The sequence below is a fragment of the Psychrobacter luti genome, assembly GCF_014192115.1.
Lineage (GTDB): Bacteria > Pseudomonadota > Gammaproteobacteria > Pseudomonadales > Moraxellaceae > Psychrobacter > Psychrobacter luti.
Map to the genome: position 1 here is coordinate 1 of NZ_JACHXL010000005.1, position 23,049 is coordinate 23,049.

General features: G+C 43.1%; 16 protein-coding genes. 11 read left to right on the top strand and 5 right to left on the bottom strand.

Annotation, left to right across the window (positions count from 1 at the left end; all coding sequences use genetic code 11):
• The 5 genes from FHS24_RS12645 to mutY form a co-directional block, all read left to right on the top strand.
• The coding region (locus FHS24_RS12645) for an IS3 family transposase (RefSeq protein ID WP_221185040.1) at nt 1–63 on the top strand (63 nt) is incomplete at its 5' end.
• Nucleotides 64–229: 166 nt separating this feature from the next.
• Complete coding sequence (locus FHS24_RS09800) at nt 230–3,367, top strand: DUF2339 domain-containing protein (protein ID WP_227671789.1); 3,138 nt, start codon at nt 230–232, stop codon at nt 3,365–3,367.
• Nucleotides 3,368–3,527: 160 nt separating this feature from the next.
• Nucleotides 3,528–4,484 carry a ribosome biogenesis GTPase YlqF gene (ylqF, locus tag FHS24_RS09805; protein ID WP_183620976.1) on the top strand — a complete coding sequence of 319 codons (957 nt, stop codon included), beginning with the start codon at nt 3,528–3,530 and terminating at the stop codon, nt 4,482–4,484.
• A 24-nt stretch (nt 4,485–4,508) separates the two neighbouring features.
• Nucleotides 4,509–5,450: a GIY-YIG nuclease family protein gene (locus tag FHS24_RS09810; protein WP_183620977.1), complete on the top strand. Its 942-nt coding sequence runs from the start codon at nt 4,509–4,511 to the stop codon at nt 5,448–5,450.
• 66 nt (nt 5,451–5,516) lie between these two features.
• The gene (gene mutY, locus FHS24_RS09815) at nt 5,517–6,752 is read left to right on the top strand and encodes an A/G-specific adenine glycosylase (protein WP_183620978.1); all 1,236 of its coding nucleotides are present in this window, start codon (nt 5,517–5,519) and stop codon (nt 6,750–6,752) included.
• Nucleotides 6,753–6,855: 103 nt separating this feature from the next.
• On the opposite strand, the gene FHS24_RS09820 is transcribed toward mutY, so the two are convergent.
• Nucleotides 6,856–7,758, bottom strand: a complete 903-nt coding sequence (locus tag FHS24_RS09820) for an acyl-CoA thioesterase (RefSeq protein WP_183620979.1) — start codon at nt 7,756–7,758, stop codon at nt 6,856–6,858.
• Between the two features lie 364 nt (nt 7,759–8,122).
• Nucleotides 8,123–11,011 (bottom strand): RNA polymerase-associated protein RapA, encoded by a 2,889-nt coding sequence (gene rapA, locus FHS24_RS09825; RefSeq protein ID WP_183620980.1) that lies wholly within the window; start codon nt 11,009–11,011, stop codon nt 8,123–8,125.
• Nucleotides 11,012–11,724: 713 nt separating this feature from the next.
• Here rapA and FHS24_RS09830 point away from each other — a divergent pair.
• The 3 genes from FHS24_RS09830 (at nt 11,725) to FHS24_RS09840 (ending at nt 16,229) form a co-directional block, all read left to right on the top strand.
• Nucleotides 11,725–14,037 carry a sensor histidine kinase gene (locus FHS24_RS09830; RefSeq protein WP_183620981.1) on the top strand — a complete coding sequence of 771 codons (2,313 nt, stop codon included), beginning with the start codon at nt 11,725–11,727 and terminating at the stop codon, nt 14,035–14,037.
• Nucleotides 14,038–14,109: 72 nt separating this feature from the next.
• A complete protein-coding gene (locus tag FHS24_RS09835) occupies nt 14,110–15,066 on the top strand; it encodes a response regulator (protein WP_183620982.1) in 957 nt (318 codons plus the stop codon).
• 224 nt (nt 15,067–15,290) lie between these two features.
• Nucleotides 15,291–16,229 carry a D-2-hydroxyacid dehydrogenase gene (locus FHS24_RS09840; protein ID WP_183620983.1) on the top strand — a complete coding sequence of 313 codons (939 nt, stop codon included), beginning with the start codon at nt 15,291–15,293 and terminating at the stop codon, nt 16,227–16,229.
• A gap of 20 nt (nt 16,230–16,249) precedes the next feature.
• Here FHS24_RS09840 and FHS24_RS09845 read toward each other — a convergent pair whose 3' ends face one another.
• Together FHS24_RS09845 and FHS24_RS09850 are read right to left on the bottom strand one after the other, a co-directional pair.
• Nucleotides 16,250–17,806, bottom strand: a complete 1,557-nt coding sequence (locus tag FHS24_RS09845; RefSeq protein WP_406947790.1) for a flavin-containing monooxygenase — start codon at nt 17,804–17,806, stop codon at nt 16,250–16,252.
• A gap of 153 nt (nt 17,807–17,959) precedes the next feature.
• On the bottom strand, nt 17,960–18,673 hold the full coding sequence (locus FHS24_RS09850) for an RluA family pseudouridine synthase (RefSeq protein ID WP_183620985.1): 714 nt from the start codon (nt 18,671–18,673) through the stop codon (nt 17,960–17,962).
• Between the two features lie 424 nt (nt 18,674–19,097).
• Between FHS24_RS09850 and trxA the strand changes: the two genes are divergently transcribed.
• From trxA to FHS24_RS09865, 3 genes are all read left to right on the top strand, one after another.
• Nucleotides 19,098–19,424 (top strand): thioredoxin, encoded by a 327-nt coding sequence (gene trxA, locus FHS24_RS09855; protein ID WP_183620986.1) that lies wholly within the window; start codon nt 19,098–19,100, stop codon nt 19,422–19,424.
• 527 nt (nt 19,425–19,951) lie between these two features.
• Complete coding sequence (gene rho / locus FHS24_RS09860; RefSeq protein WP_149490840.1) at nt 19,952–21,220, top strand: transcription termination factor Rho; 1,269 nt, start codon at nt 19,952–19,954, stop codon at nt 21,218–21,220.
• 383 nt (nt 21,221–21,603) lie between these two features.
• Complete coding sequence (locus FHS24_RS09865) at nt 21,604–21,849, top strand: hypothetical protein (RefSeq protein WP_183620987.1); 246 nt, start codon at nt 21,604–21,606, stop codon at nt 21,847–21,849.
• Between the two features lie 88 nt (nt 21,850–21,937).
• Here FHS24_RS09865 and ypfJ read toward each other — a convergent pair whose 3' ends face one another.
• Nucleotides 21,938–22,831 carry a KPN_02809 family neutral zinc metallopeptidase gene (ypfJ, locus tag FHS24_RS09870; protein ID WP_183620988.1) on the bottom strand — a complete coding sequence of 298 codons (894 nt, stop codon included), beginning with the start codon at nt 22,829–22,831 and terminating at the stop codon, nt 21,938–21,940.
• Between the last annotated feature and the right edge of the window lie 218 nt (nt 22,832–23,049).

Here is a 23,049-nt window from a genome sequence, read left to right on the forward strand (position 1 = left end):
CGTATTCAACTTAAATTAAAAGGACTGAGTCCTGTGCAATACAGAACTCAGTCCTTGTTATAAACTAAACCGTCCAACATTTGGGGGTCAGTTCACTTATCTATTAAGCTGCCCTTTTTATTTTCGTTATCGATTTTATGTTAATGACATATCTTGTACTTATGATTAAATCGCGTCATTATCACTTCATTATCAAGTGGATTGAGTGACGAGGATGCTATATCTATTAATGAGCCCGTTAGGTTGGCTGGCTTTTATTGTTTTATTAATCGTGGTTGTGGTGCTATATACCAAGATTAATCGGCAAATTGAGCAGCTGCGTCACGATATGACGGAGCTACAAACTGAGCTTGAGCTCCATAAAGATAGCGTGAATACACCACAACCCTTGCACTCTGCGTATATAATTCCTACTCAAGAGAGCCGGTCTGAATCAGTAAATTCATTAACACAATCAGTAGAAGAACTGGCTACCTCCGCTGTTGATATTTCTGAAACTACTTTTATCCCTAATGTCGAATCTACAAAAAATCAGCATTTCGAAACGACACCTCCAGAGCTGCCGATATTATCAAAGTCACTACAATCGCCCTCACCGCCACAATCTAAAGTTCCACAAAATACCACCGCAACCATAGAGCCGGACGAACGCTCCTTGCCTATCGTCACCTCCGTTATTCACTCTATGAAAAATTGGTTTTTTGGTGGCAACTTAGTGGTGCGCGTTGGGGTGCTAGTATTACTTGTAGGTGTGGTGTTATTGCTACGTCTCTTAAGCGACTATATCGAAATTCCAATCACCGTCAAGCTTATGAGCATCGGCATCATTGGCTTAGGGCTCGCAGCGCTAGGATTAAAATTAGCAAAAAACCGTTTTGCTTATGGCATCACTCTGCAAGGCGCAGGCTTAGCGATTGCTTACTTAACGACCTTTTTCGCCTATAGCGTCTATCAAGTGCTGGCAAGTATGCCGAGCTTTATTGGACTTGGCATCTTGTCAGCCATCACCATCGGCTTAGCCGTACGCCAAAACGCTTTACCATTGGCATTGTTGGCGCTTTCTGGCGGATTTTTTGCGCCAATATTGACCAACAGCGATATCGGTAATTTAGTGACATTATTTAGCTATTATCTATTATTGAACGTAACGATTGCCGTCATTGCGCATTACCGTACTTGGAAAATGCTCAATCTGCTCGGCGTAATGGTTACTTTTGGACTGGCATACTATTGGGGGGCGACTGAAAACTTAAGCGCTGTTATTGAGGCGCAGCGCTGGTCACTGGTATTGTTGATCTCGCTGCATGTACTGCTATATCTCTTTGTCGTTATTCGCTACGCACAACAAATTATCGCTTATAACATTCTCAATGAAGCAGATTTCGCCCATACAGATATTGCAGATACTTTTAATAGTGCAAACAACGTCAACCACATGGATAAGATTCATCTAGGAAATGATAGCTATGTATTTCCCATTGATACCGGTTTACTGTTTTCAGTACCAATATTAGCCTTTGGTTTATTTGCAGCTCTTTTAGACCCTATTCCTAACGCTTTAACCATTACCAGTGCTGTTTTAGCAGTGATGTATTTGGGTATCGGCTGGGTATTTGTACAGCGTAGTCAGTGTTATGCATTAATTACTGAAGGCATGCTCGCATTAGGGTTTGGCTTTTTAGCCTTGGTTATTCCGCTCGCACTTGATGCAGAATGGATTGCCTTTGGCTGGTCGGTACAAGGGCTGGCGTTAGTGTGGTTTGGACGGCGCTCACTACGTGCATGGTCAGTACTATTTGGGTTGTTATTACAGCTACTTAGTATCGCGATGCTGATGATAAACGTGGTTTTTACTATCAAAGATTATCCAACGCTAGCATTGACGATTTCGGCTCTCAGCTATCTAGCGACGATGTTTATTTTACGCGCCAGCAACTCGCCCACTATATTAAATGGTAGCGTGGATGACGACTTAAATAGTCATTTGAAGTATTCTCAAGAGCAAGTTACCACGCTAGATTCGATAGCTTCATACGCCAGTGCATTAGGTATCAGCATCCAAGCCGCGCATCAATGGCTGACTTCAATCAATAGCCAAGGCAAAGTATTTAGCATCGTTTGGCGCAGTCCAATTTTGATACGCTTTTTAACCTTTACTGCAATAGGCTGGTTGCTGTATGTATTGGTCATCGATTTTGACCAATGGTTTGTAAGCTGGCAATTAGCAACAACAGCACTACTAGGGTTGGCGCTGTTAACCAGCCTTGTCATTTATCAGGCAATTACGCACTATCATTCGTGGCGCGAGATTAGGCAGTTTAGCCATGGGTTATTGCTGCTATTTTATGCCATGGTCGTACTACAGCTGCCGCAAAAATATGAATTTGATTATCAATGGACAACCTTTCATTGGCCGATATTTATCACGCTATTCATAGGCTGGTTGGCGGTTGGGCAATTGTGGTTAAGAACATGGCATAAAGAAGCGGAATTAAAAAGTTTTGATAGCGCGAGCTGGCTTGGGGCGGGAATTATCCTGTTGGCAGAAGCCATGCATTATGGCTTGCCCGATTCAAAAGGCGTCATGACTATTTTAGTTCCGATTGCCTTTATGCTAATAGGATTATATGTAACTTATCGACATATCCAACTTCAAAACTTTAAAGACGATAATACAGAACCAAAAACTCCTTCGTCAGCGCTTACGCCTTATTGGTTTGATTTGCATCAGGCACTGTTGGACAGTGCCAAAATCTTTGTACCTATGACTTTAGGCTGGGCTATTTTTACCAACTTTACTTACGATGGCGTGATTTGGGGACTGCCCTATTTTCCCTTATTTAACTTATATGATGTGACGTTATGGTTGGTGGTGTTTTACGGCTTGGGCGTTTATTTGCTCCGTCAGCCACATGGGATGCAATCGAGAAACCTATTAAACGCGATTCCTAAAAACGATATGCTATTAATTGTCTTAGCGCTGATTGGCCTTTGGATAGGCTCTAGTATGCTGGTCAGGACGCTGCATGCTTTTATCGGCACGCCGTTATGGATTGGGGGTTTATACGACGTTACAGGAGGCGCTTGGAATAGCGAGCAAGTACAGACGGGACTGACCATTTTATGGACGCTTATTGCTTTGGTGGCCACTATTATTGCTAGCCGCTATGGGCAGCGTACGCTATGGTTTATGGGTATTGGCTTATTGGGTATTGTGGTTTTAAAATTGGTCTTGGTTGATTTATCGCAAACCGAGGCAATTTGGCGAGTAATTTCTTTCCTTGGCGCGGGTAGCTTAATCTTAGTCATTGGTTATTTAGCACCATTACCGCCAGCACGCGAGGATTTAGCAGACGAGTCTGAATGATAGTCTGCTCTGAGCATTAAATGAAATGTTAACGTGAGCACTTTTAGCATCATTACTTTTTAGCGTCATTACTTTGCTTATGTAGTAAACTGGACGCCATTAAAAAGTAAATGACGATCGTCTTACTTTTAGCATTTTTTATAAAAGGTTATAAAAGCAGATGGATAAGAGAGCAAGTATTCAGTGGTTCCCTGGGCATATGAACAAAGCCCGTAACGAAATCAAAGAAATTATGCCGCAGATGGACGTCGTCATTGAAGTGATTGACGCGCGTATTCCTTATAGTAGCGAAAATCCCATGGTCGCGGCATTACGCGGCGAAAAACCGGTCATCAAAATTTTAAATAAAGCTGACCTCGCCGATCCTGAATTGACCAAAGCGTGGATGGAATATCTTGAGCAACAAGATGGTGTTAAAGCCATCGCTTGCGACGATAATAAAGCCGACGATGTAAAGCGTATCATTGCGCTATGTAAAAAAATGGTACCCAATAAAGTCGGTACAGGTCGTCAAATCAAAGCTATGATTATGGGTATTCCAAACGTCGGTAAATCGACCTTAATTAATACCCTAGCTGGACGCGCGGTTGCTAGAACAGGCGATGAGCCAGCTGTGACCAAGTCGCAGCAGCTAATTAAGCTTGACGATGACATCATGCTCTATGACACGCCCGGCATGCTATGGCCAAAAGTTGAAAACGAAAACTCTGGATATCGTCTAGCAGCGACTGGCGGTATTCGGGATACGGCTTTTGACTTCGCTGACGTGGCCAGTTATACCGCTGAGTATCTCATGCAAGCCTATCCTGAGCTGCTAAAAACCCGCTATAAAATTGATGAGCTACCCAAGACTGATTGGGAGTTTTTTGAAGTGGCGGGACGTAATCGCGGCTGTGTGCGCGCGGGCAATAAAGTCGATACTTACCGGATGTCTGAGATTCTCGTGAATGAATTACGTAGCGCTAAAATTGGGCGCATTACGTTAGAAACGCCAGCAATGACTGAAGCTGAAGAGCTCGTCGTCGCCGAACAACGCATCGCTGCTGAAGAGAAAAGAATCGCTAAAGAAGAAGAAAAGCGTTTGCGTCGTTTGAAAACGCGGAAGAATCGTAAATAAATCTCATAAAAAATACGGACTACTATGAATCCATTAATACCATCAGCTAAAACCATTCAAATATATCTGCCAAAAGGCAATCCTCGCGGGCTTCGTTTGGCTGAGATGACTACGCGTACAGTAAGACTGATTGAAATCCCGCGCATTCATATTGATGATTTTTTTGCCATGCCAGAAGCCAATCAAGTTGGTTTATACTTTTTGATTGGTGACACCGACAGTATTGACAAGCCGCTGCTATATATTGGACAAACTGGTGACTTAAAAAGAAGACTGAACCAGCACCATGAAAAGGATTTCTGGACGCGCGCTTTCGTCATGCTCTCGACCAACAACTCTATGACCCAAACGCACGCTCTATATATGGAACATAAAGCTATTGCCACTGCTATTGAAGTTGGACGTTATGAGATAAAGAATGGCAATACTGGCAATCGTCCTCATACACCCGACCCATTAAAAGCCGACTGTGAGGAGCTGTTTTATACGCTTGATGTTTTATTATCAACCTTAGGACAGCCTATTTTTGAGTCACTTAGTATCAACAACAAAAGTGCTAATAGTAATGAGATCTCACCTATTATAGATACAAAAAACACTATCTGTATTGGGACAAATCTTACTCAAATATCTTCCACTCAATTGGAGCCCACACTTTTTTATTGTAAAACCCACGGTACCTCTGCTAAAGGTTATTATGATGATGATGGTTTTGTAGTGTTATCAGGTTCACTAATAAATAAGAGAACAACTGCATCAGCAAGCAGTTGGGCAATCAATAAAAGAAAGGAAATGTTGTCAGCAAATGAATTAATTGAATATGACAGCGAACTCTATGAGCTAATAGAAAATTTATTGTGCAAAACACCAAGTGGTGGATCTGACTTTGTTCTTGGCTCTTCAAGTAATGGTTGGAAAATATGGAAAAATCAAGCGGGTCAAACTTTAGATAGTATCTATCGCTAACGCCTTTAATCCCAATACATAATCCTCATATAACATTCATACTTTTGAATTGCTCGCCCATTGCCTATGACAGCTATTAGTTTTATCCATACCGATACCAACCTCGACTCCTTCGCCCCCCGCCTCCTTGACTGGTTCGCTGAAAACGGTCGCCACGATTTACCTTGGCAACAGCATCAAACTGACACACCCAATCCCTATATTGTTTGGCTATCCGAAGTCATGCTACAGCAAACGCAAGTGACCACTGTGTTACCCTACTTTGCCCGTTTTATGGAATCCTTTCCGACTGTGCAAGATTTAGCCGCAGCAGAATGGGATATGGTGGCAGAGCATTGGGCGGGGCTTGGCTATTATGCGCGGGCGCGTAATTTACATAAAGGCGCGAAACAATTGGTTGCAGTAATCGATGAGACGGGCGACTTCCCGCAGACACTAGCAGGTTGGGAAGCCATCTCTGGCGTTGGCCCATCGACTGCTGGGGCGATTATGGCGATGGGGCTACATCGTTATGGTGTCATCTGTGACGGTAATGTCAAACGTGTCCTCACCCGCTGGGCGGCAATCGATGGTGATATTACTAAGTCAGCCACGACTAAAGAGCTGTGGGCATTAGCGGAGCGTTTAACTCCTAGGGAAAATTCAGGACTATTTGCACAAGCAATGATGGATATGGGCGCGACTTTATGCACCCGTAGCAAACCTGCTTGCCTATTATGTCCGCTTCAAGATGATTGTATTGCCCATGCGCAGGGTCGCGAAACCAATTATCCAGTCAAAGCAAAAAAGCAGCCCAAACCAAGCAAGTTTAGCAATGCCTTATTGATTAAAGATGTAGATAGCAATACCTTATGGCTACAACGTCCTGATAATGGTATTTGGGGCGGACTATGGAGTTTGCCATTAGAATTTATAAAGAAAATTGAGGGTAAAGGTAGTAGTAAGACGAGTGCTGAAGAATCACAAAATAAAGATGATACGAAATTAGAAGTGGCTAGTAATGAAAAAGTATACGAAACAGAATTTACTACGGCCGAGCAGATTATCAATGAGTGGTTAGATAAGAATAATTTAGCAGCAGCACCCATTAATAAAACCCTAATTGATGACGCGCCTATTAAACATTCATTAACCCATTTTCATTGGTATTTAACCCCGCAATCGGTAACTTTAAATAATGAGCAAGCTGCTGAAATATCTGAAGCCTTACAAGCAGCACAGATTAATATTAATTGGCTAAATGCTGATGATGCGCAGGCAACTCTTGGATTGCCACGAGCGATGGTTAAGATTTTAGAATAATAGGTTATTGCAACCAAATAAAACTCCTAAAAAAAGCGACTCAAAATATATTCTGAGTCGCTTTTTTTATTATCGAAGCTTTTTTATTATAGAACTGAAAAGCTTAAGACTTCGGTACCCGCAACCGCATCAAACCTTCTTGCTGTACCGTCGCTACCAATCGACCATCTTGCCAAAACTGACCGTGGTTTAGGCCTTTGGCGTTAGAAGTGGTATCGCTCCACATGTCATATAGCAGCCAATTATTTAAGTCAAACTCACGATGAAAATGCATCGAATGGTCGATACTGGCCGCTTGCAAGCCACTGGTCATAAAGCTAACACCGTGTGACATCAGCCCCGTACCTACCAAGTAGAAATCAGACGAAAACGCCAATAATGCTTGCTGAATGGCCACTGGCTGCTTGCCAAGCTCACGAATACGCAGCCAGTTTGCTTGCTTGGGCTTCATCGGTTCTGGATGAATCGGATCACGTGGTTTGATCGGCTTAATCTCGACATGACGATGACGCATAAAGCGCGCTTTCAGGGCGTCTGGGACTTTACCAACATACTCTTCTTTTAAATCTTGCTCGGCAAGCAAATCCTCTGGCGGCGGATAAACGGGCATATCTTCTTGATATTCTAACCCCTCTTCCATCGGTGAGAACGAGGCAATCATCGAAAATATCACTTGCTCGACAGGCGCTTTACCGCGCACTTCTTTATACTGAATCGCTGTTACTTCACGCGCAGACAAACTTCGACCATCACGTAAACGGCGCACTTTATAAATAACCGGCTGATTGATATCACCACCGCGCAAAAAATACCCGTGCAGTGAATGACAGGGTTTGTCTTTATCTAGTGTATGCGAAGCGGCCATAATCGCTTGGGCGAGCACTTGCCCACCAAAAATACGACTACCAACATAATCGTGGCTTTTACCTTCAAAAATATCAGGGCTGACTTCAATAAGCGCGACGGTAGCCAACAGCTCATCTATCAGTTGCGGATAATCAGACATGACGGTACGTTTCCTTATTTTTATCAATAACGCTTAATGCTAAAGCCTATCAACACGATATAGGTTAAGCCAATACAGCATTTTAATTTAAAATAATATGAAATGGCTTGCAGGAACCTACAAGATAACGCTTAGGATAAGCAATAAACAACCAATAAAAAGATTGTTAATAACTCATTATAAGGCGAAAAGCCAATCATCTTAATGAATATTAACAGCTTTGACTAAGCGGTCGCCGCTGAACGCTAAGCATCAAATAACTATTTATAAAATAACTATGTATCAAATAACTACCTAGGATAGTCATGATAAACAAAAGAACGAGATATTTGCTTATACCTCGTTCTATTTAGATTTCTTAAAACTATGGTTTCACCGCCACCAGCACACGGATAGAGTCTGGTACTAAAGACAGATTACCCAATGCTTGCTCACCTTGGGCTTTTAATTGCTCTAAGCGCTCAATCTCTTCTGGGCGGACGTTAGGATTAATCGTTTGCAGATGCTTTAGGCGTTTGATTTCACGTGACCACTGCTGGCTAAAGCGGGCGCTCGCCTGTTCGCCAATCTCTGCTAGCTGCTGACGGGCAATGTCTTCGGCTTCATAATAACGCTGCTCAATCACATCGCCCCGAACTTTAATCACTTGGCGGGCGCGGTTTTTGTCCAAACGCTCGATATGTGGCATAATCATATCAGCGCTGATACGTGCGGATAAATCGCTGCCCTGCTCACTGATAAAGACACGAATGTTTTGTGTGGTCAACGTCGCTGGCAAATTGAGCAATCTTGGCGCAATGGCTTCGACGCGGAAATTCACCTCTAACATCACCATACCTTGTGGCATAGCAGCACTTTTGAGCATCGCAACGGTGGTATTACCAAAGGTGCTGGTACTTGCCAGCTCATAAATTGCGCGCATCAATGGATGCTCATGGGTGATAAATTCGATATCTTCACGCTGCAGCGCTTGTTCACGTTCAAAGGTCAAAGTCATACCATCTTCATCACCAAGTGGCAGACCGTCGATATAATCGCTAATCTCGGTGCTATCAATTGGTGCAATCACCCACGAACCATCGCGCTGGATATTGTGGTCAATATTAGCGGAAGCAAAAAAGCGCTCGATAAATTGCGGCAATAGATTATGCCCATCGAATTCACGCATGGCATCAGCGATACGCCCTGCAACGCGTGGACGGCACGAGTTGTACTCTAAAAGACGATCGCGACCGGCTTGCAACTGCGCCTCAAGATCCAAACGCGTTTGTAGCGCCGCATCAATGATATCTTGCAATGTCGTACGATTAGCGTCGTTATCCGCACCTTCAAGCATCGGCTTTAATTCTTGGATATACTGCTCTTGCACGCTTTGCGCGGTCGGTGAAATCTGATTAAACATATTTAGCGCGTCGTTATACCACTGATACAAACGCTCTTGCGCCGTACCTTGTACATAAGGCACGTGCAGCATGATTTGCTGGGTTTGACCGATACGGTCTAGGCGGCCGATACGCTGCTCTAAAGTATCTGGATTGGCCGGTAAATCCCACAATATCAGCTGACTTGCAAACTGAAAATTACGACCTTCCGAGCCAATCTCTGAGCACAATAATATCTGCGCGCCTTCACTATCAGCGAAGAACGCCGCTGCTTGGTCACGTTCAAGCAGGGTCATCTGTTCAGTAAAGATGGCGGTCTTAATACCAGCATGTAGACGTAATACCGCCTCTAAACTTTCAACTGTCGCACCACTACGGGCAATCAGCAGCACTTTTTTATGCTTGAGCTCACCCTTTAGGATATCAATTAGCCAAGGCACACGCGGGTCATCTTCTAGCCAGCTACCATCAGGTTGGTTTTCTTCGCCCCATAGCTGCTCACGCAATTTACCATTGGTTTGATAGCTATCGACCCATGCTTCAGGTAGCGGTAATGGATACGGCTGACTGCTACGTCCATGAAAACCTTTGACACTCTCACGGGTATTACGGAATAAAATACGCCCCGTACCATGACGGTCAAGGAGTTCGTTGAGCGCATAGGTTCTTAATTTTTCATCTTCATTAATGTTTGCTAATTCATCGATACTGATAGTAAGTAAGCTACTTAAAGCCGCAATTTGACCGTCGCTTAATGGCTTATCTTCAATCAAGACGCTTGCAACCGCTGCGGTTTCGGCAAAGGCTTCTTGACCATCGATAAATTCATCCAAGTCATCAAAGCGGTCCGGGTCTAATAAACGCAGGCGGGCAAAGTGACTTTGCGCACCAAGCTGTTCAGGCGTGGCGGTTAATAGCATCACGCCCGGCGTTTCTTCGGCAAAGTCAGCGATTAAGTCATATTTATCATTGCCGCCTTGCGCCTCATCCCAATGCAGATGATGCGCTTCATCGACGACCAATAAATCAAAACCTGCTTCCATCGCTTGGTCATATAAGTCAGGATGGTCGAGCAATAAATCCATACCAGCAATAATACATTGCTCAGTAGCAAAGACGTTTTGTTCAGGGTCGTGTTCTTTAATAGCTGCCGTACGTACCAAATCAAACAAGGCAAAATTCAAATTAAAACGGCGGCGCAGCTCAATCATCCACTGATATTGCAGACTGTCTGGCACAAGGATTAATACGCGCTCAGCTTTACCTGTTAATAGCTGCTGATGAATAATCAGACCCGCTTCAATGGTTTTACCCAAACCGACTTCGTCAGCAAGCAACACGCGTGGTGCGATACGTTTGCCAACTTCATGAGCGATATAAAGCTGATGCTCAATAATATCGACGCGCGCGCCCATCAAGCCTTTAAGTGGATGACCCGCAAGCGCCGACTGCATACGTAGGATATCTTGGCGCAGCTCGTACCAATCACCGCGCTCAATACGACCAGCAAGCAGACGTTCAAGCGGCTTAGCAAGCGTGATATTGGCCGCCAAACGGGTTTCCATAATGCCGCGCTCGTGCTCATCGACACTGTATTTGAGCACGCCCATCACTTCTTCGACCGCGGTTACGGTATAGGTTTTACCGGCTTGGTCAGAAATGCTATCGCCTTCTTTGAACACCACGCGTGATAACGGCGCAGAGTTTTTTGCATAAACGCGGGTCTCTTCACTTTGTGGAAATAGGATATGCACACAGCGGTCATCGACATCGATGACCACCCCCAAGCCAAGCTCAGACTCCGTATCAGATAAATAACGTTGACCAACGGCGAATTCGGTGCTGTGCAATGAAGCGATAGAGATAGTCATAAGGCGATGTCTTTTGTACTCAGATGATAAGAAAATAGATAGTTAATGAGGCAAGCTATGTTTACTGGCCAAGCTAGCATTACTGGCTTAATAGCTCGAACTCATTAATAAGCTGCTGGTCATTGGAGATATCAGCAACGCCCAACTTAAAAGCTAGGTCGATTGATAAAACAGACCATTATATAACGTTAGCGACTAGATGAGTGCGCTAAGTTGACTTTTCAAGAGCAGATTTTGCCAAGATTGTCCTAACGCTAAGCATAAGTTGGTCTTATAAAACAATAAGATAACGACTCACAAGTAAACAAAAAATATTGCCATCATATAATTGTTGCTGTATTGTTAAAAAATGCAATAAGTTATTTCTTTATTCGCTTAATTCTACTAAATACCTCTGACTAAATATCTACAGTATTTATTTAGCTGAGCAATATTGAAATGACTGTCTGCTTTTTCTAAGTTTACCGAGTACCTATTATCTGTATCTAATCATTAATTGTATCTAATCCCCACTTTTATAGATTCATAGTCGTTATAGATGCTGTCTAAACGCTATAGAGATAGTAGTGCTGATTATAGTCCATTTAGTTATCGCTTATAAAACCACACATAATTATATTTTATAAGATTAACGATAATTTTGAGGGTCACGCCCCATTAATCCCTTTAATAATATTCTTTGTGCTTCTTATCATCCAAGGACAAATCCCATCATGAGTGCCTCCAAAAAAGTTGGCTTTTTTAATCAAGTCAGTACCCAAGTTACCACCATTTTGTTCATTGCGTTTGCGGTCGTACTTGCAGTCGTTGTTTATGTCGTTGAGAAAGAAGGTCATGATAAAATTCGCCTTGAGTCAGCAAAACTAGTCGCTGAGCGTGGTAATACTGCCGTTAATAGTATTTCAGCCGATATCAATCGCGTCATGCGTAGTGCCTTACTATTACAACAAAGCGCGCAAACGCTGCCACCACAAGAAGCGATTTTACAAGTCAGTACCGCCAATGCCTTTGATAAGCGTGATTATAACTTATTAGGTAGTGGCGGCATTTGGCCTGAAAAAGGCGCACTTGGTGCCAATACTGCAACCCATCCGTTTTTGATGGTGCGTCAAAATGGCGATTATCAAGCGGTACTCAGCGACCCAAACCCTACCAGTCCTTATTATCAAGAAGATTGGTTTAGCGTTTTAAAATTGCTAAAACCTGAAAGCTGTATCTGGAACCATGTCCGCGCCAGCCAAACCAAAGGCGAGCTGGCAATGAGCTGCGGTGTTGCAATCGAGCGTGACAATCAGTTCTGGGGTGCCAGTACCGTTAACTTTACCCTAAACCAGCTACAAGAAAACATCGTGAAGTTAAGCGAAAGCTCGGGCTCAGGTTATATTCTATTGCTGGATAACAGTGATAAAGTTATCGCCTCGTCTAACCCTGAACGCTTAAGCTATATTGATGAAAAAACCGGTACGCCGCTTGATATCAAACAAGTTATCAACTCTGACCCTGCTTGGAATCCGGTATTAAACTTCTTGGAAGCTCAGCGTAACGAGACTATCGAGCGCGTTGCTGCTAGCGTATCGCCGCAAGTTCAGCAGGTATTGAACACGATTGATAAAGCAGAAACAGGTGATTCTAAAGGTTATTATTTGGTCAACTACGCCGCTTACCTAAATAATAGTGAAAACAAGCAAAATGCCATGGATAGTCGCTTATTGCAGAGCTTTGAGCTGACTAAAGACAACTTCTATAACGGCAGTCAAGCGTACGTGTTTGAGATTCCTGAAACCTATTGGAAACTTATCGTTGTCCAGCCTGATGCTGAAATTAACGCCATCGCCGATAATCTCAGTGAAAACTTGATTAACTGGATTGCCTTGGCACTATTAATCACAGCTGGTGTGATTTACTTTATGCTGACTTTCTTAGCCTTTAAACCGCTAAAAGAAACCACTGACAAAATCTCGCAAGCGGAAAACCTGATTAACGATAAGCAATACAATAAGCTGAGCGACGTTAAATTTGCTGAAGGGCGTAACGAGATTGGACTGGTAAACGGCTCTATTAATGATCTGCTCGACCGAATCCAATCTAACGAAGGTAAGCTTGCCAATATCAATCAGCAGCTAGAAATTAAAGTCGAAGAACGTACCGCTGAGCTGCAAGATACGCTAAAAGAGCTGAAAAACTCACAGCTGCAATTGATTCGTTCAGAAAAAATGGCGACTTTGGGTCAAATGGTTGCGGGTGTTGCTCATGAAGTAAATACGCCCTTATCTTATGTGCAAAATAATCTTGAAATTATCGGACAGTTGACTGAACAATACGAAGAGCTAATTGAACTGGTACAAGGATTAAAAGGCGTTAAAACTAACGCGGCTTCTGATGGCAAAATTGATAAGTTATTGGCAAATATTGTCCGTGCTTCGGATGAAATCCAAGAAGATGATTTGTCAGCTGAGTTAAAAGAGCTGATTAAAGACTCGCTATTTGGCGTCGAGCAAATCACCGAGATGGTGCTTAATCTTCGTAACTTTGCTCGTCTTGATGAGTCAAAAGTGAAAACAATCGATGTGCGCGAATGTATCGAAGCGTCATTGAAAATCGCTGGTAACTCTATCAGACATCAAGAAATTATTACTGATTTTGCTCCGACGCCTGAGATTAAATGCTCACCGTCACAGATTAATCAGGTCTTGGTGAACTTACTCAATAACGCCTCGCAAGCCATGGGAGAAAAACCGGATGGCAAAATCGAAGTGCGTACCCGTGCCGATGACAGCAATGTCTATATCGATGTTATTGACAACGGTAAAGGCATGAGCGCAGAAGTGCTTGGTCAAATATTCGAGCCGTTCTTTACTACTAAAGGCGCAGGCGAAGGTACGGGTCTTGGTATGGCCATCAGTCAGCAGATTATGGAGCAGCATAATGGCGACATTAAAGCCGTCTCGACCGAAGGCGTTGGCACTACTTTTACCTTAACGCTACCGATTGATAATGATTTAACAGAACAAAGCCTAGCAGCGTAATCGCTGGGTTCTGTTGTTATTTTAATGATTCTATAAAGCTATATCACTATTATTCATCATAAGGATACCATCATGAATGAATTGGAAATGGAAACCCCTAGCACCGAGTTAGGGTCTGAAGCGAAACCGAAGTTGGCATTTATCGACGATGAACAGCGTATTTTACGTTCGATGAAACTGTTGTTTCGTAAAACGCATGACGTCTTTATCACCACTGACCCGACTGAATATATTGACTATATCAAAAACAACCACGTACACGTCGCGGTCAGTGACCAGCGTATGCCTGAGCGCGTAGGTGTCGATATCTTGCGTGAAGTCAAAGAAGTATCGCCATCTACTATGCGTATATTATTGACTGGTTATGCTGATTTGAACGCGATTATTGGCTCTATCAACGATGGGGAGATTTATCGTTATTTGACCAAGCCTTGCAAATCTGAAGAGCTACTTGCGGTCGTCGGACGCGCTACTGAAATTGCTTTGACCTATAACCCAGATGAAGACGCTGAGCAGTTCGACAGCTCGGGCAACAAGCAGACGCTATTGGTCATCGATGAAACCAACGATCTGATTGAGCAAATACGTAAGCAATTTTCTAACAGTTATAGAGTCCTGCATGCTAAAGGTTTAGAAGAGGCTTATGATTATTTGGCGAATGAAGATATCGGCGTTTGTATTACCGACATCAATGTCAGCGGCGAAAACATCGCGCCGATTATCTTTACCTTAAAACAAGATGCGCCGCACTTGGTGGTCTTGGTACAGACTGAGTTCCAAGATGCGGGTTTGCTAATTGATTTGATTAATAAAGGTCAGGTCTATCGCTGCTTACCAAAACCAATGCGCGCCAGCCTGCTTGAAATTAGCGTCAACCGTGCATTCCAGCATCATACAAAACTAAAAGCCAGCCCTGAACTGGTCAAACGTTATGAAGTTGAGCATGACCCTGAAAACGACGTACGTATTGATTTAAGCAGTCGCGTACGTAGTCTGATTGGTAAACTGCGTAAGCGTTTTTCTTTATAAGCATAAAAACAACATAAGTACAAAAACTATTGTCACAAAAAATAAAGCCTCTATTTCAACATTGAAGTAGAGGCTTTTTGCTGTAGGCTTTTTGACGTGCTTTTAACGGAGTTTTTGACACGCTTTTTGACTAAACCCTGCAACGTGCTACATTAAGCCAATAACTATGTAAGCCTATTTAAAATGTAATCTATTTTAAAATAACAATGAGATAAGGAATCATCATGCAAGCGGTTTTTTTAGACAAAGGTACTTTCTCTGACAATGTCGACTTGCCAGCACCCGCCGGCGTTACTGACTACATTACCTACAATGATACACCTCGGGAGCTGATTATTGAGCGCTGTCAAAATGCCGACATTATTTTTACCAATAAAGTCCAAATCAGCTCTGACATCATCGCCAATTTGCCCAAGCTTAAGCTTATCCAACTGACCGCAACAGGCATGAATAACGTCGATCAAGACGCCTGTGCTAAGCACAATATAACGCTATATAACGTCGCTGGTTACGCGGTCAAAAGCGTGCCCGAGCATACCTTTATGCTGATGCTAACTGCAATGCGCGCTGGCATTCATTATCATGAAAAAGTCGCTGATGGTACGTGGGAAAACAATGGTAATTTTTGCTTGCTCGATATACCGCTGATAGATTTGGAAGATAAAACGCTAGGTATCATTGGTGTTGGCACTATTGGTAAACGTGTCACCGACATCGCTCGCGCTTTTGGTATGAAGGTGTTATGGGCAGAGCATCAAGGGCGTACGCCGCGTAATGACGACTATGCAACGTTTGAAGACGTACTGGCGCAGTCTGATGTACTGAGTTTGCATTGTCCATTAAACGAGCAAACCCAGCATCTTATTAATGCAGATACCTTAGCAAAAATGGCTAAAAAGCCGCTGATTGTTAATGTCGCCCGTGGCGGTATCGTTGATAGCCAAGCGCTGACCGATGCCATTCATAACGAGCAAGTTATCGGTTATGCCACTGATGTATTTGAGCAAGAGCCGATTGTCAAAGATGACCCTTTATTAACCATTGCTAACCATCCGCGTGTGATATTTAGTCCGCATAACGCCTGGGGCAGTAAAAGTGCACAAGAAACCTTGTGGCAAATGCTAAGCAAGCAAGTGACAGACTTCATCCATGACCGTCAATAAAGGATTGTCGCTAACGAGAGTTAGCGACTAAAACGTAACCAATCATCTTTTATTTTACGGTATTTGAGCATCACACGGTCACTTAGATAATTATTAGTGACCCGCCAAGGATAAATATCGCCTTGTTTTGGTAGCTCGTGTTGCGCGCGCTGGACATAGCCTGCCGTTAGCGCACCCATAACCGTATCTGGCTGCTTATGCGCTTCGCTATGCACAGTTTTTGCTTGCGGTACTGCCACTTGATAATGATGCTTATGCATATGGTTGAGAAGCCGCAACACATACTGACAAGCCAAGTCGATTTTTAGCGTCCACGAAGCATTGGTATAACCGAACAGCGCCGCCAAATTAGGCACACCTTCGACCAGTACCGCTTTGTAAGTCATGCGACTACCAATGTCGACCGACTGACCATCGACATAAACCTTTGCCCCGCCCAGCATTTGTATCTTGAGTCCCGTTGCAGTAACGATAAGATCAGCATCAAGGTGTCTACCAGAATCAAACATGATGCCAGTCTTGGTAAAGTGGCTAATTTGATCGGTCATTACGGCAGCTCTGTTGCCACGTAACGCCATAAATAAATCACTGTCTGGCACGGCACAAAGCCGTTCATCCCAAGGATTATAAGCGGGCATAAAATGCGCGATATCAACACCGCTGCCTTTTAATTCCGTTTTAACGCCACGTTTTAATAATGCTTTCATCACTTTGGGCGCAAACACAGCTGCTCGATAAGTTCCTTGTTGCATCAACACATTGCGCGTGCGCAGCAGTTTATAAGCTTGCGTTTTTGACAATGGTGAAAACTTACCTGCCAGCCAATCAAGCGCATAATCATCGCCTGGCACACTTGCAACATAGGTCGGCGACCGTTGCAGCATAGTAACGTGCTGAGCGCACTGCTCGCTCTCTTCATCCACCATAGCGGGCAGTAACGTCATCGCTGTCGCACCGCTACCAATTATGACTACTTTTTTATCGTCATAATTCACATTTTGCCAATGCTGTGGATGGACGATTTCACCTTGAAAATCTGCTTCTTTATCAAAATAAGGGCGATAACCTTGCTCATAATCATAGTAGCCAGTCGCACCCACGACAAATTTCGCTGTTAAACTAAATACTTCGCCATTTATATGGTTTTTTACCGTTGCCGTCCATTGCTGACTATGGCTTGACCAAGACAGCTGCTGCACCTCATGCTGATAGCGAATATGTTCAGTGATACCAAACTCGCGCGCCGTATCAGCAATATAGTTTTTAATATCACCGCCTTTCGCCAATACTCGATGGTCCAACCACGGACGAAAACTATAACCAAAGGTCAAGGCATCGGAGTCAGAACGTACACCAGGATAAGTAAATAAATCCCACGTACCACCCAAATCTGCGCGTTTTTCTAATACTACAAATCGCTGAATGGTTTTTTGCTGCTTCCTTTTTGCTAGATTTTTTAAGCGACTTGGACTTCTATGCCTAAACAGACCTTTATGCTTTTGCTGCTGCAATCGACTGGCCATGCCGATACCGGCAATCCCAGCGCCGATGATAAGTACCTCACAATCGACGGGCATATTTGAGGATGCTAGCGATGATTTAGATCTAAAGCGCTTTTTAAGTGCCTGTTTGCCGGCAGTCATATCAAGCATAATACAATCCTTGTTTTTGCATGATAAGTTTCAATCTGAATAATTTATTTAAAAGAAATCTATTTAAAAGAGACCTATTTAAAAAGGGCTTGGACTTTCCCAGTCCATCCAAGCACCAAGTGTGGGATGCTTCAGGCGTAACTGCTGGGCATGTAAATTGAGCCTTGGGGCAATGGTTAATGCAGCGCCTTCTGCATAAATTGGGTCGCCAATCATTACATGACCGACGTGTACCATATGCACACGCAGCTGATGACTACGACCGGTCACAGGCTTTAGCAGCACGCGCGTGACGGTTTGACCGTTGCACTCTTCATGCGCCAGCACTTCATAGAGTGTTAATGCGTGCTTAGACCAATTAGGATCGACGATATGACGCGGTTTGGTTGCAGGTTCATAACGTACTGGCACCGATATCTCGCCTTTAGCACCGACGCTTTGCCATTGACCAAAGACACGCGCTTGATAGCTTTTTTGCGGCAGCCTATCAATAAACTGCTTACTGATATGGGTTTGCGCGGCGGCATTTTTGGCAAAAATCAGCAGCCCTGAGGTATCCATATCTAAGCGATGAATCAACTTAACTGCTGGGTTGGCACGCTCAAGTCGTGCCAATAAACTCACCTTTAGCGCTTTACCATCGACACTCAACAATCCGGCGGGCTTATCGACGACCCAAATATCCTCATCTTGATAGATGGTAACGTCTTGCGCAAAGCTCTGAAAAAACTCCAGTGGATACGCATTTTCTTGAGCATTCAGAGTATCTATCTTTTCATCAGTGAAAGGCATAAAATTTAGCTACTTATAGTAATGGGTTATATATATTGATAGGGTTTTGATATTCATAAACGGGCTATATAAACAAAATGCCGATACTAATTAGTTTTCAGAAAAATGGGTGGTGAGTGACCGGTTAAAAACAATAATAAATCAGCATTGGAAAAGACGACTAAGTTTGCGTTAAAAACAACCATAGAGATGACAAGTGACAGTTAAAACATAACCTGTGTCGTTATGTTTCGATTTATTGTGCTAATAGTAATTGTTAAACAATTTAACCGGCCTACGCCTGTCAACTTTGAGCAAACATGTTAATATAATGGCAGAATTTCACCCCTTCTTAACCATTCTTTAGCCAATCATCTGTTTAATATGACCCTCATATTTATATAGATGGTTGGTAATAGAAATAATAAAACAAGAGAGAAAGATTATGTCAGACCTTATTGTTAACACCACCGATGCAAACTTTGACCAAGATGTTCTACAATCAGATGTGCCAGTTCTAGTAGACTTTTGGGCAACTTGGTGTGGTCCTTGTAAAGCCATTGCGCCTATTTTAGAAGATTTAGCGACTGAGTACCAAGGTAAAGTTAAAATCGTTAAAGTCGACGTTGATAATAACCCACAAGCGGCTAGCCGTTTTGGTATTCGCAACATTCCTACCCTGTTTGTTTTTAAAGATGGCGAAAAAGTCGATTCAGTGATGGGTCTACAACCAAAAGCAGCATTGGCAGCAGTACTAGATAAGCATCTATAATCGTTTTTAGTAGTTGTTTACTAAAAGATTTTTATATAGAAATCTACACCGAAAGAGCTGTTGTCTACACCGGATAATAGCTTTTTTGTTGCTTTTCTGAGCAAAAAACGAGATTATGCGAATTTTTTGGCAAAAATTATTGACAATGCCAGCTTGAAGCCCGTATAGTCTGCTGACAAGAGAAAACTAACCATTTTCCTAAGTGTCTTGTCGCTATTCTCCTCGTGTTTATCAACAGAAACACAATCGTCATTATAAAACATCACTACTGAACGCAATGACTAAACACAATTACTGATATTGAGTTTTTGACGCAGACTCTTATGTAGACTTCTTTATCTTTACCTCTTATAACCGTGCCCGTATTTCTGGCAACACGTCCATAAGCTGGCACGTAAAATCCAACCTACATAAACCCTGATGCTGTGCATATACCCTCTATCGTCCTACACACGTTGTTTTAATCAATGTCTTGATTTGTGCTGATAATGGCATCTCTCATCTGATCAACTGCTAATGACCTATCTATGAATCTTACTGAATTAAAGAAAAAAACAATCGCTGAGCTATTGGCCATCGCCAAGGAAATGGGTCTTGATAATATGGCGCGTAGCCGTAAACAAGACATTATCTTTGCGATTTTAAAAACCCATGCCCGTAACGGTGAAGCCATCTATGGTGACGGCGTGCTTGAGGTTCTTCCTGATGGCTTTGGCTTTTTGCGCTCATCTGAAGGCTCTTATTTAGCAGGTCCTGACGATATTTATGTCAGCCCAAGTCAAATCCGTCGTTTTAGCCTCAAAACAGGTGACAGTATCGCTGGCACCATTCGTCCGCCAAAAGACTCTGAGCGTTATTTTGCGCTGTTAAAAGTCGGTGAGATTAACTTTGATACGCCAGATCGCTCGCGTCATAAGCTGATTTTTGAGAACTTAACGCCATTATTCCCAACCGAACAATTAAAGTTAGAGCTTGGTAATGGCACGACCGAAGATTTGACCGGTCGTATCATTGACCTGATTGCACCGATTGGTAAAGGTCAGCGCTCGATTATCGTTGCACCGCCAAAAGCCGGTAAAACCATGCTGCTACAGACCATCGCGCAGTCGATTACCCGTAATAACCCTGAGTGTTATTTAATCGTACTCTTGATTGATGAGCGTCCAGAAGAAGTGACCGAAATGGTACGTACAGTACGCGGCGAAGTGGTTGCCTCTACTTTTGATGAGCCGCCACAACGTCACGTCCAAGTGGCTGAAATGGTCATCGAAAAAGCCAAGCGTTTGGTTGAGCATAAACAAGACGTGGTCATTTTACTTGACTCTATTACCCGTCTTGCCCGCGCCTATAACACCGTGATTCCATCATCAGGTAAAGTATTGACAGGTGGTCTAGACGCCAATGCCCTTGAGCGTCCAAAACGCTTCTTTGGTGCGGCGCGTAACGTCGAAGAAGGCGGCAGCTTGACCATTATTGCTAGTGCGCTTATTGATACCGGTAGTAAAATGGACAGCGTTATCTTTGAAGAATTCAAAGGAACCGGTAACCAAGAGATTACTCTTGAGCGTGATTTGGCCGAAAAACGCGTCTTCCCAGCGATTAATATCAAAAAATCAGGCACACGTCGCGAAGAGCGTCTGCTTGATGAAGACAAACTGCGTAAGGTTTGGATTTTACGTAAGTTGCTACAGCCGATGGATGGCGTACAAGCGACTGAGTTCTTGCTAGACCGTCTAAAAGAAGCGAAAACCAACGACGAGTTCTTTGAGCAAATGAAACGTAAATCACAAAACTAATTGATAGTAAGTTATTTATTAACTTGATTAGATAGTTAGTGAATATAACAAACATAAAGACTGCCTTAGGGTGGTCTTTTTTGTTTTTATATGTTCATTTAAAGACCTTATCATTATAGTTTCGAAAACTACCAACTATTTTAGAAATTGCCAGGATAAGCCTTAAAAGTAGTTAGCGGACTTTTACTATTAATACAATGACTGTAAGCAAAAGCCCTACCGACGATATAGTAAAGCAACATACTTTACAGAATATTTGCAAAGATTAGCCTTTTTACTACGACTAGAAAGAGATAAACAGGCTATCATGCAAAGTAGTACAGACATATTTAGATACATCCTGTATATTGGATTTCAAACTTGACGACTTAATAGGTGACACTATGAAATTTGCTAAAACTTTTGCACTAACGGCTATCGCTAGCTCAGCTCTTATGATGGGTGGTTGTGCTAATAACGGCTATGGCTACAACACTGGTTTGAGTAACACTGCTAAAGGTGCTGCTGCTGGTGCTGCTGCTGGTGCACTTATCAGAAGTGGTGGCGATAGTAAAGACATCGCTCGTGGTGCAATTGGTGGTGCTGCAGTTGGTGGTGCTGGTGCTTATATTCTAAATCAGACTAGATAATTTTATATAGCTTTCCTTTAGATAGCTATATAAAAGCCTGCAATTTATTGCAGGCTTTTTTGTGCTTAGATGTTTTTATAACTAAAAGCTAACTTGATAAAGCACCGCTAAACGTATCGCAAGATTGGATATTGCCACTCTCTAAACCACGGGTAAACCATTGAACGCGCTGTTGGCTGGTACCATGAGTAAAATTATCAGGTACAACTGCCCCACCACTGGCCCGTGCCAAGCGATCATCACCGATTTGACCAGCAGCATTGATAGCTTCATCGATATCACCCGCTTCTAAGAACTGCACACGCTCTTGATTACGCTGTGCCCAAACGCCAGCAAAACAATCTGCCTGTAGCTCTTGTAATACCGACAACTTATTGGCCTGTGCGCGCGTGACTTGACGACTTGCTTCATTTACTTGTTGCGTAATACCGAGCAAGGTCTGTACGTGATGACCAACCTCATGAGATATCACATACGCTTGGGCAAAATCTCCAGCCTTACCTTGGTTTTCGCTATCACCTGAGCCTTGCTCATCGCCAGTAATACCTAAGTTTTGGCGCATTTCTACAAAAAACGACGTATCTAAATAAACCGTTTGATCACCTGGGCAATAAAAAGGTCCGGTAGCTGCACTAGCGCTGCCACATGCTGAGCTGACTTGTCCATTAAATAAAATCAGTGACGGCTCTTTATAGGTACTGCCTGCCTCATTAAATATCTGATGCCAAACTTCCTCAGTATCTGCCAAGACTACTTTAACAAACCGTGTATCACGATCATCGCTGGTCGCAGGCTCGGTAGAGGTATTACTACCACCACCTGCAACCACTTGACCAGTTTGTAGCGCGGTCATAGGATTGACCCCAAATACTAGCCATAAAATACCGGCGATGATAATACCGCCGATACCGCCACCGAGCATCTTGCCGCCACCACTGCTTGTGCGCACATTAGAGCTGCCACGTCTGCCTTGCCATTTCATAACCTTCCTCCTCAAACATAATATTTACATGACTATTTGTATTATAAGACTTCAACGTATTAAGATATCAATCCTTTGATTCTATGTTTTGTAAAGCTGTCTTATATAGTAGTGCTATCAATAACAACCCCATGAATAAAGCCATCAAGTATAGCTTTTAACTTCTGTATAAGATTAGCTATTTATTAGGGTGTGCCCTAGGGTATTGACTCCCAGTT

Bases quoted from the DNA above. Each gene is read 5' to 3' on its own strand.
- FHS24_RS09800 (WP_227671789.1), top strand. From the start codon at position 230: ATGAGCCCGTTAGGTTGGCTGGCTTTTATTGTTTTATTAATCGTGGTT.
- ylqF (WP_183620976.1), top strand. From the start codon at position 3,528: ATGGATAAGAGAGCAAGTATTCAGTGGTTCCCTGGGCATATGAACAAA.
- FHS24_RS09810 (WP_183620977.1), top strand. From the start codon at position 4,509: ATGAATCCATTAATACCATCAGCTAAAACCATTCAAATATATCTGCCA.
- mutY (WP_183620978.1), top strand. From the start codon at position 5,517: ATGACAGCTATTAGTTTTATCCATACCGATACCAACCTCGACTCCTTC.
- FHS24_RS09820 (WP_183620979.1), bottom strand. From the start codon at position 7,758: ATGTCTGATTATCCGCAACTGATAGATGAGCTGTTGGCTACCGTCGCG.
- rapA (WP_183620980.1), bottom strand. From the start codon at position 11,011: ATGACTATCTCTATCGCTTCATTGCACAGCACCGAATTCGCCGTTGGT.
- FHS24_RS09830 (WP_183620981.1), top strand. From the start codon at position 11,725: ATGAGTGCCTCCAAAAAAGTTGGCTTTTTTAATCAAGTCAGTACCCAA.
- FHS24_RS09835 (WP_183620982.1), top strand. From the start codon at position 14,110: ATGAATGAATTGGAAATGGAAACCCCTAGCACCGAGTTAGGGTCTGAA.
- FHS24_RS09840 (WP_183620983.1), top strand. From the start codon at position 15,291: ATGCAAGCGGTTTTTTTAGACAAAGGTACTTTCTCTGACAATGTCGAC.
- FHS24_RS09845 (WP_406947790.1), bottom strand. From the start codon at position 17,806: ATGCCCGTCGATTGTGAGGTACTTATCATCGGCGCTGGGATTGCCGGT.
- FHS24_RS09850 (WP_183620985.1), bottom strand. From the start codon at position 18,673: ATGCCTTTCACTGATGAAAAGATAGATACTCTGAATGCTCAAGAAAAT.
- trxA (WP_183620986.1), top strand. From the start codon at position 19,098: ATGTCAGACCTTATTGTTAACACCACCGATGCAAACTTTGACCAAGAT.
- rho (WP_149490840.1), top strand. From the start codon at position 19,952: ATGAATCTTACTGAATTAAAGAAAAAAACAATCGCTGAGCTATTGGCC.
- FHS24_RS09865 (WP_183620987.1), top strand. From the start codon at position 21,604: ATGAAATTTGCTAAAACTTTTGCACTAACGGCTATCGCTAGCTCAGCT.
- ypfJ (WP_183620988.1), bottom strand. From the start codon at position 22,831: ATGAAATGGCAAGGCAGACGTGGCAGCTCTAATGTGCGCACAAGCAGT.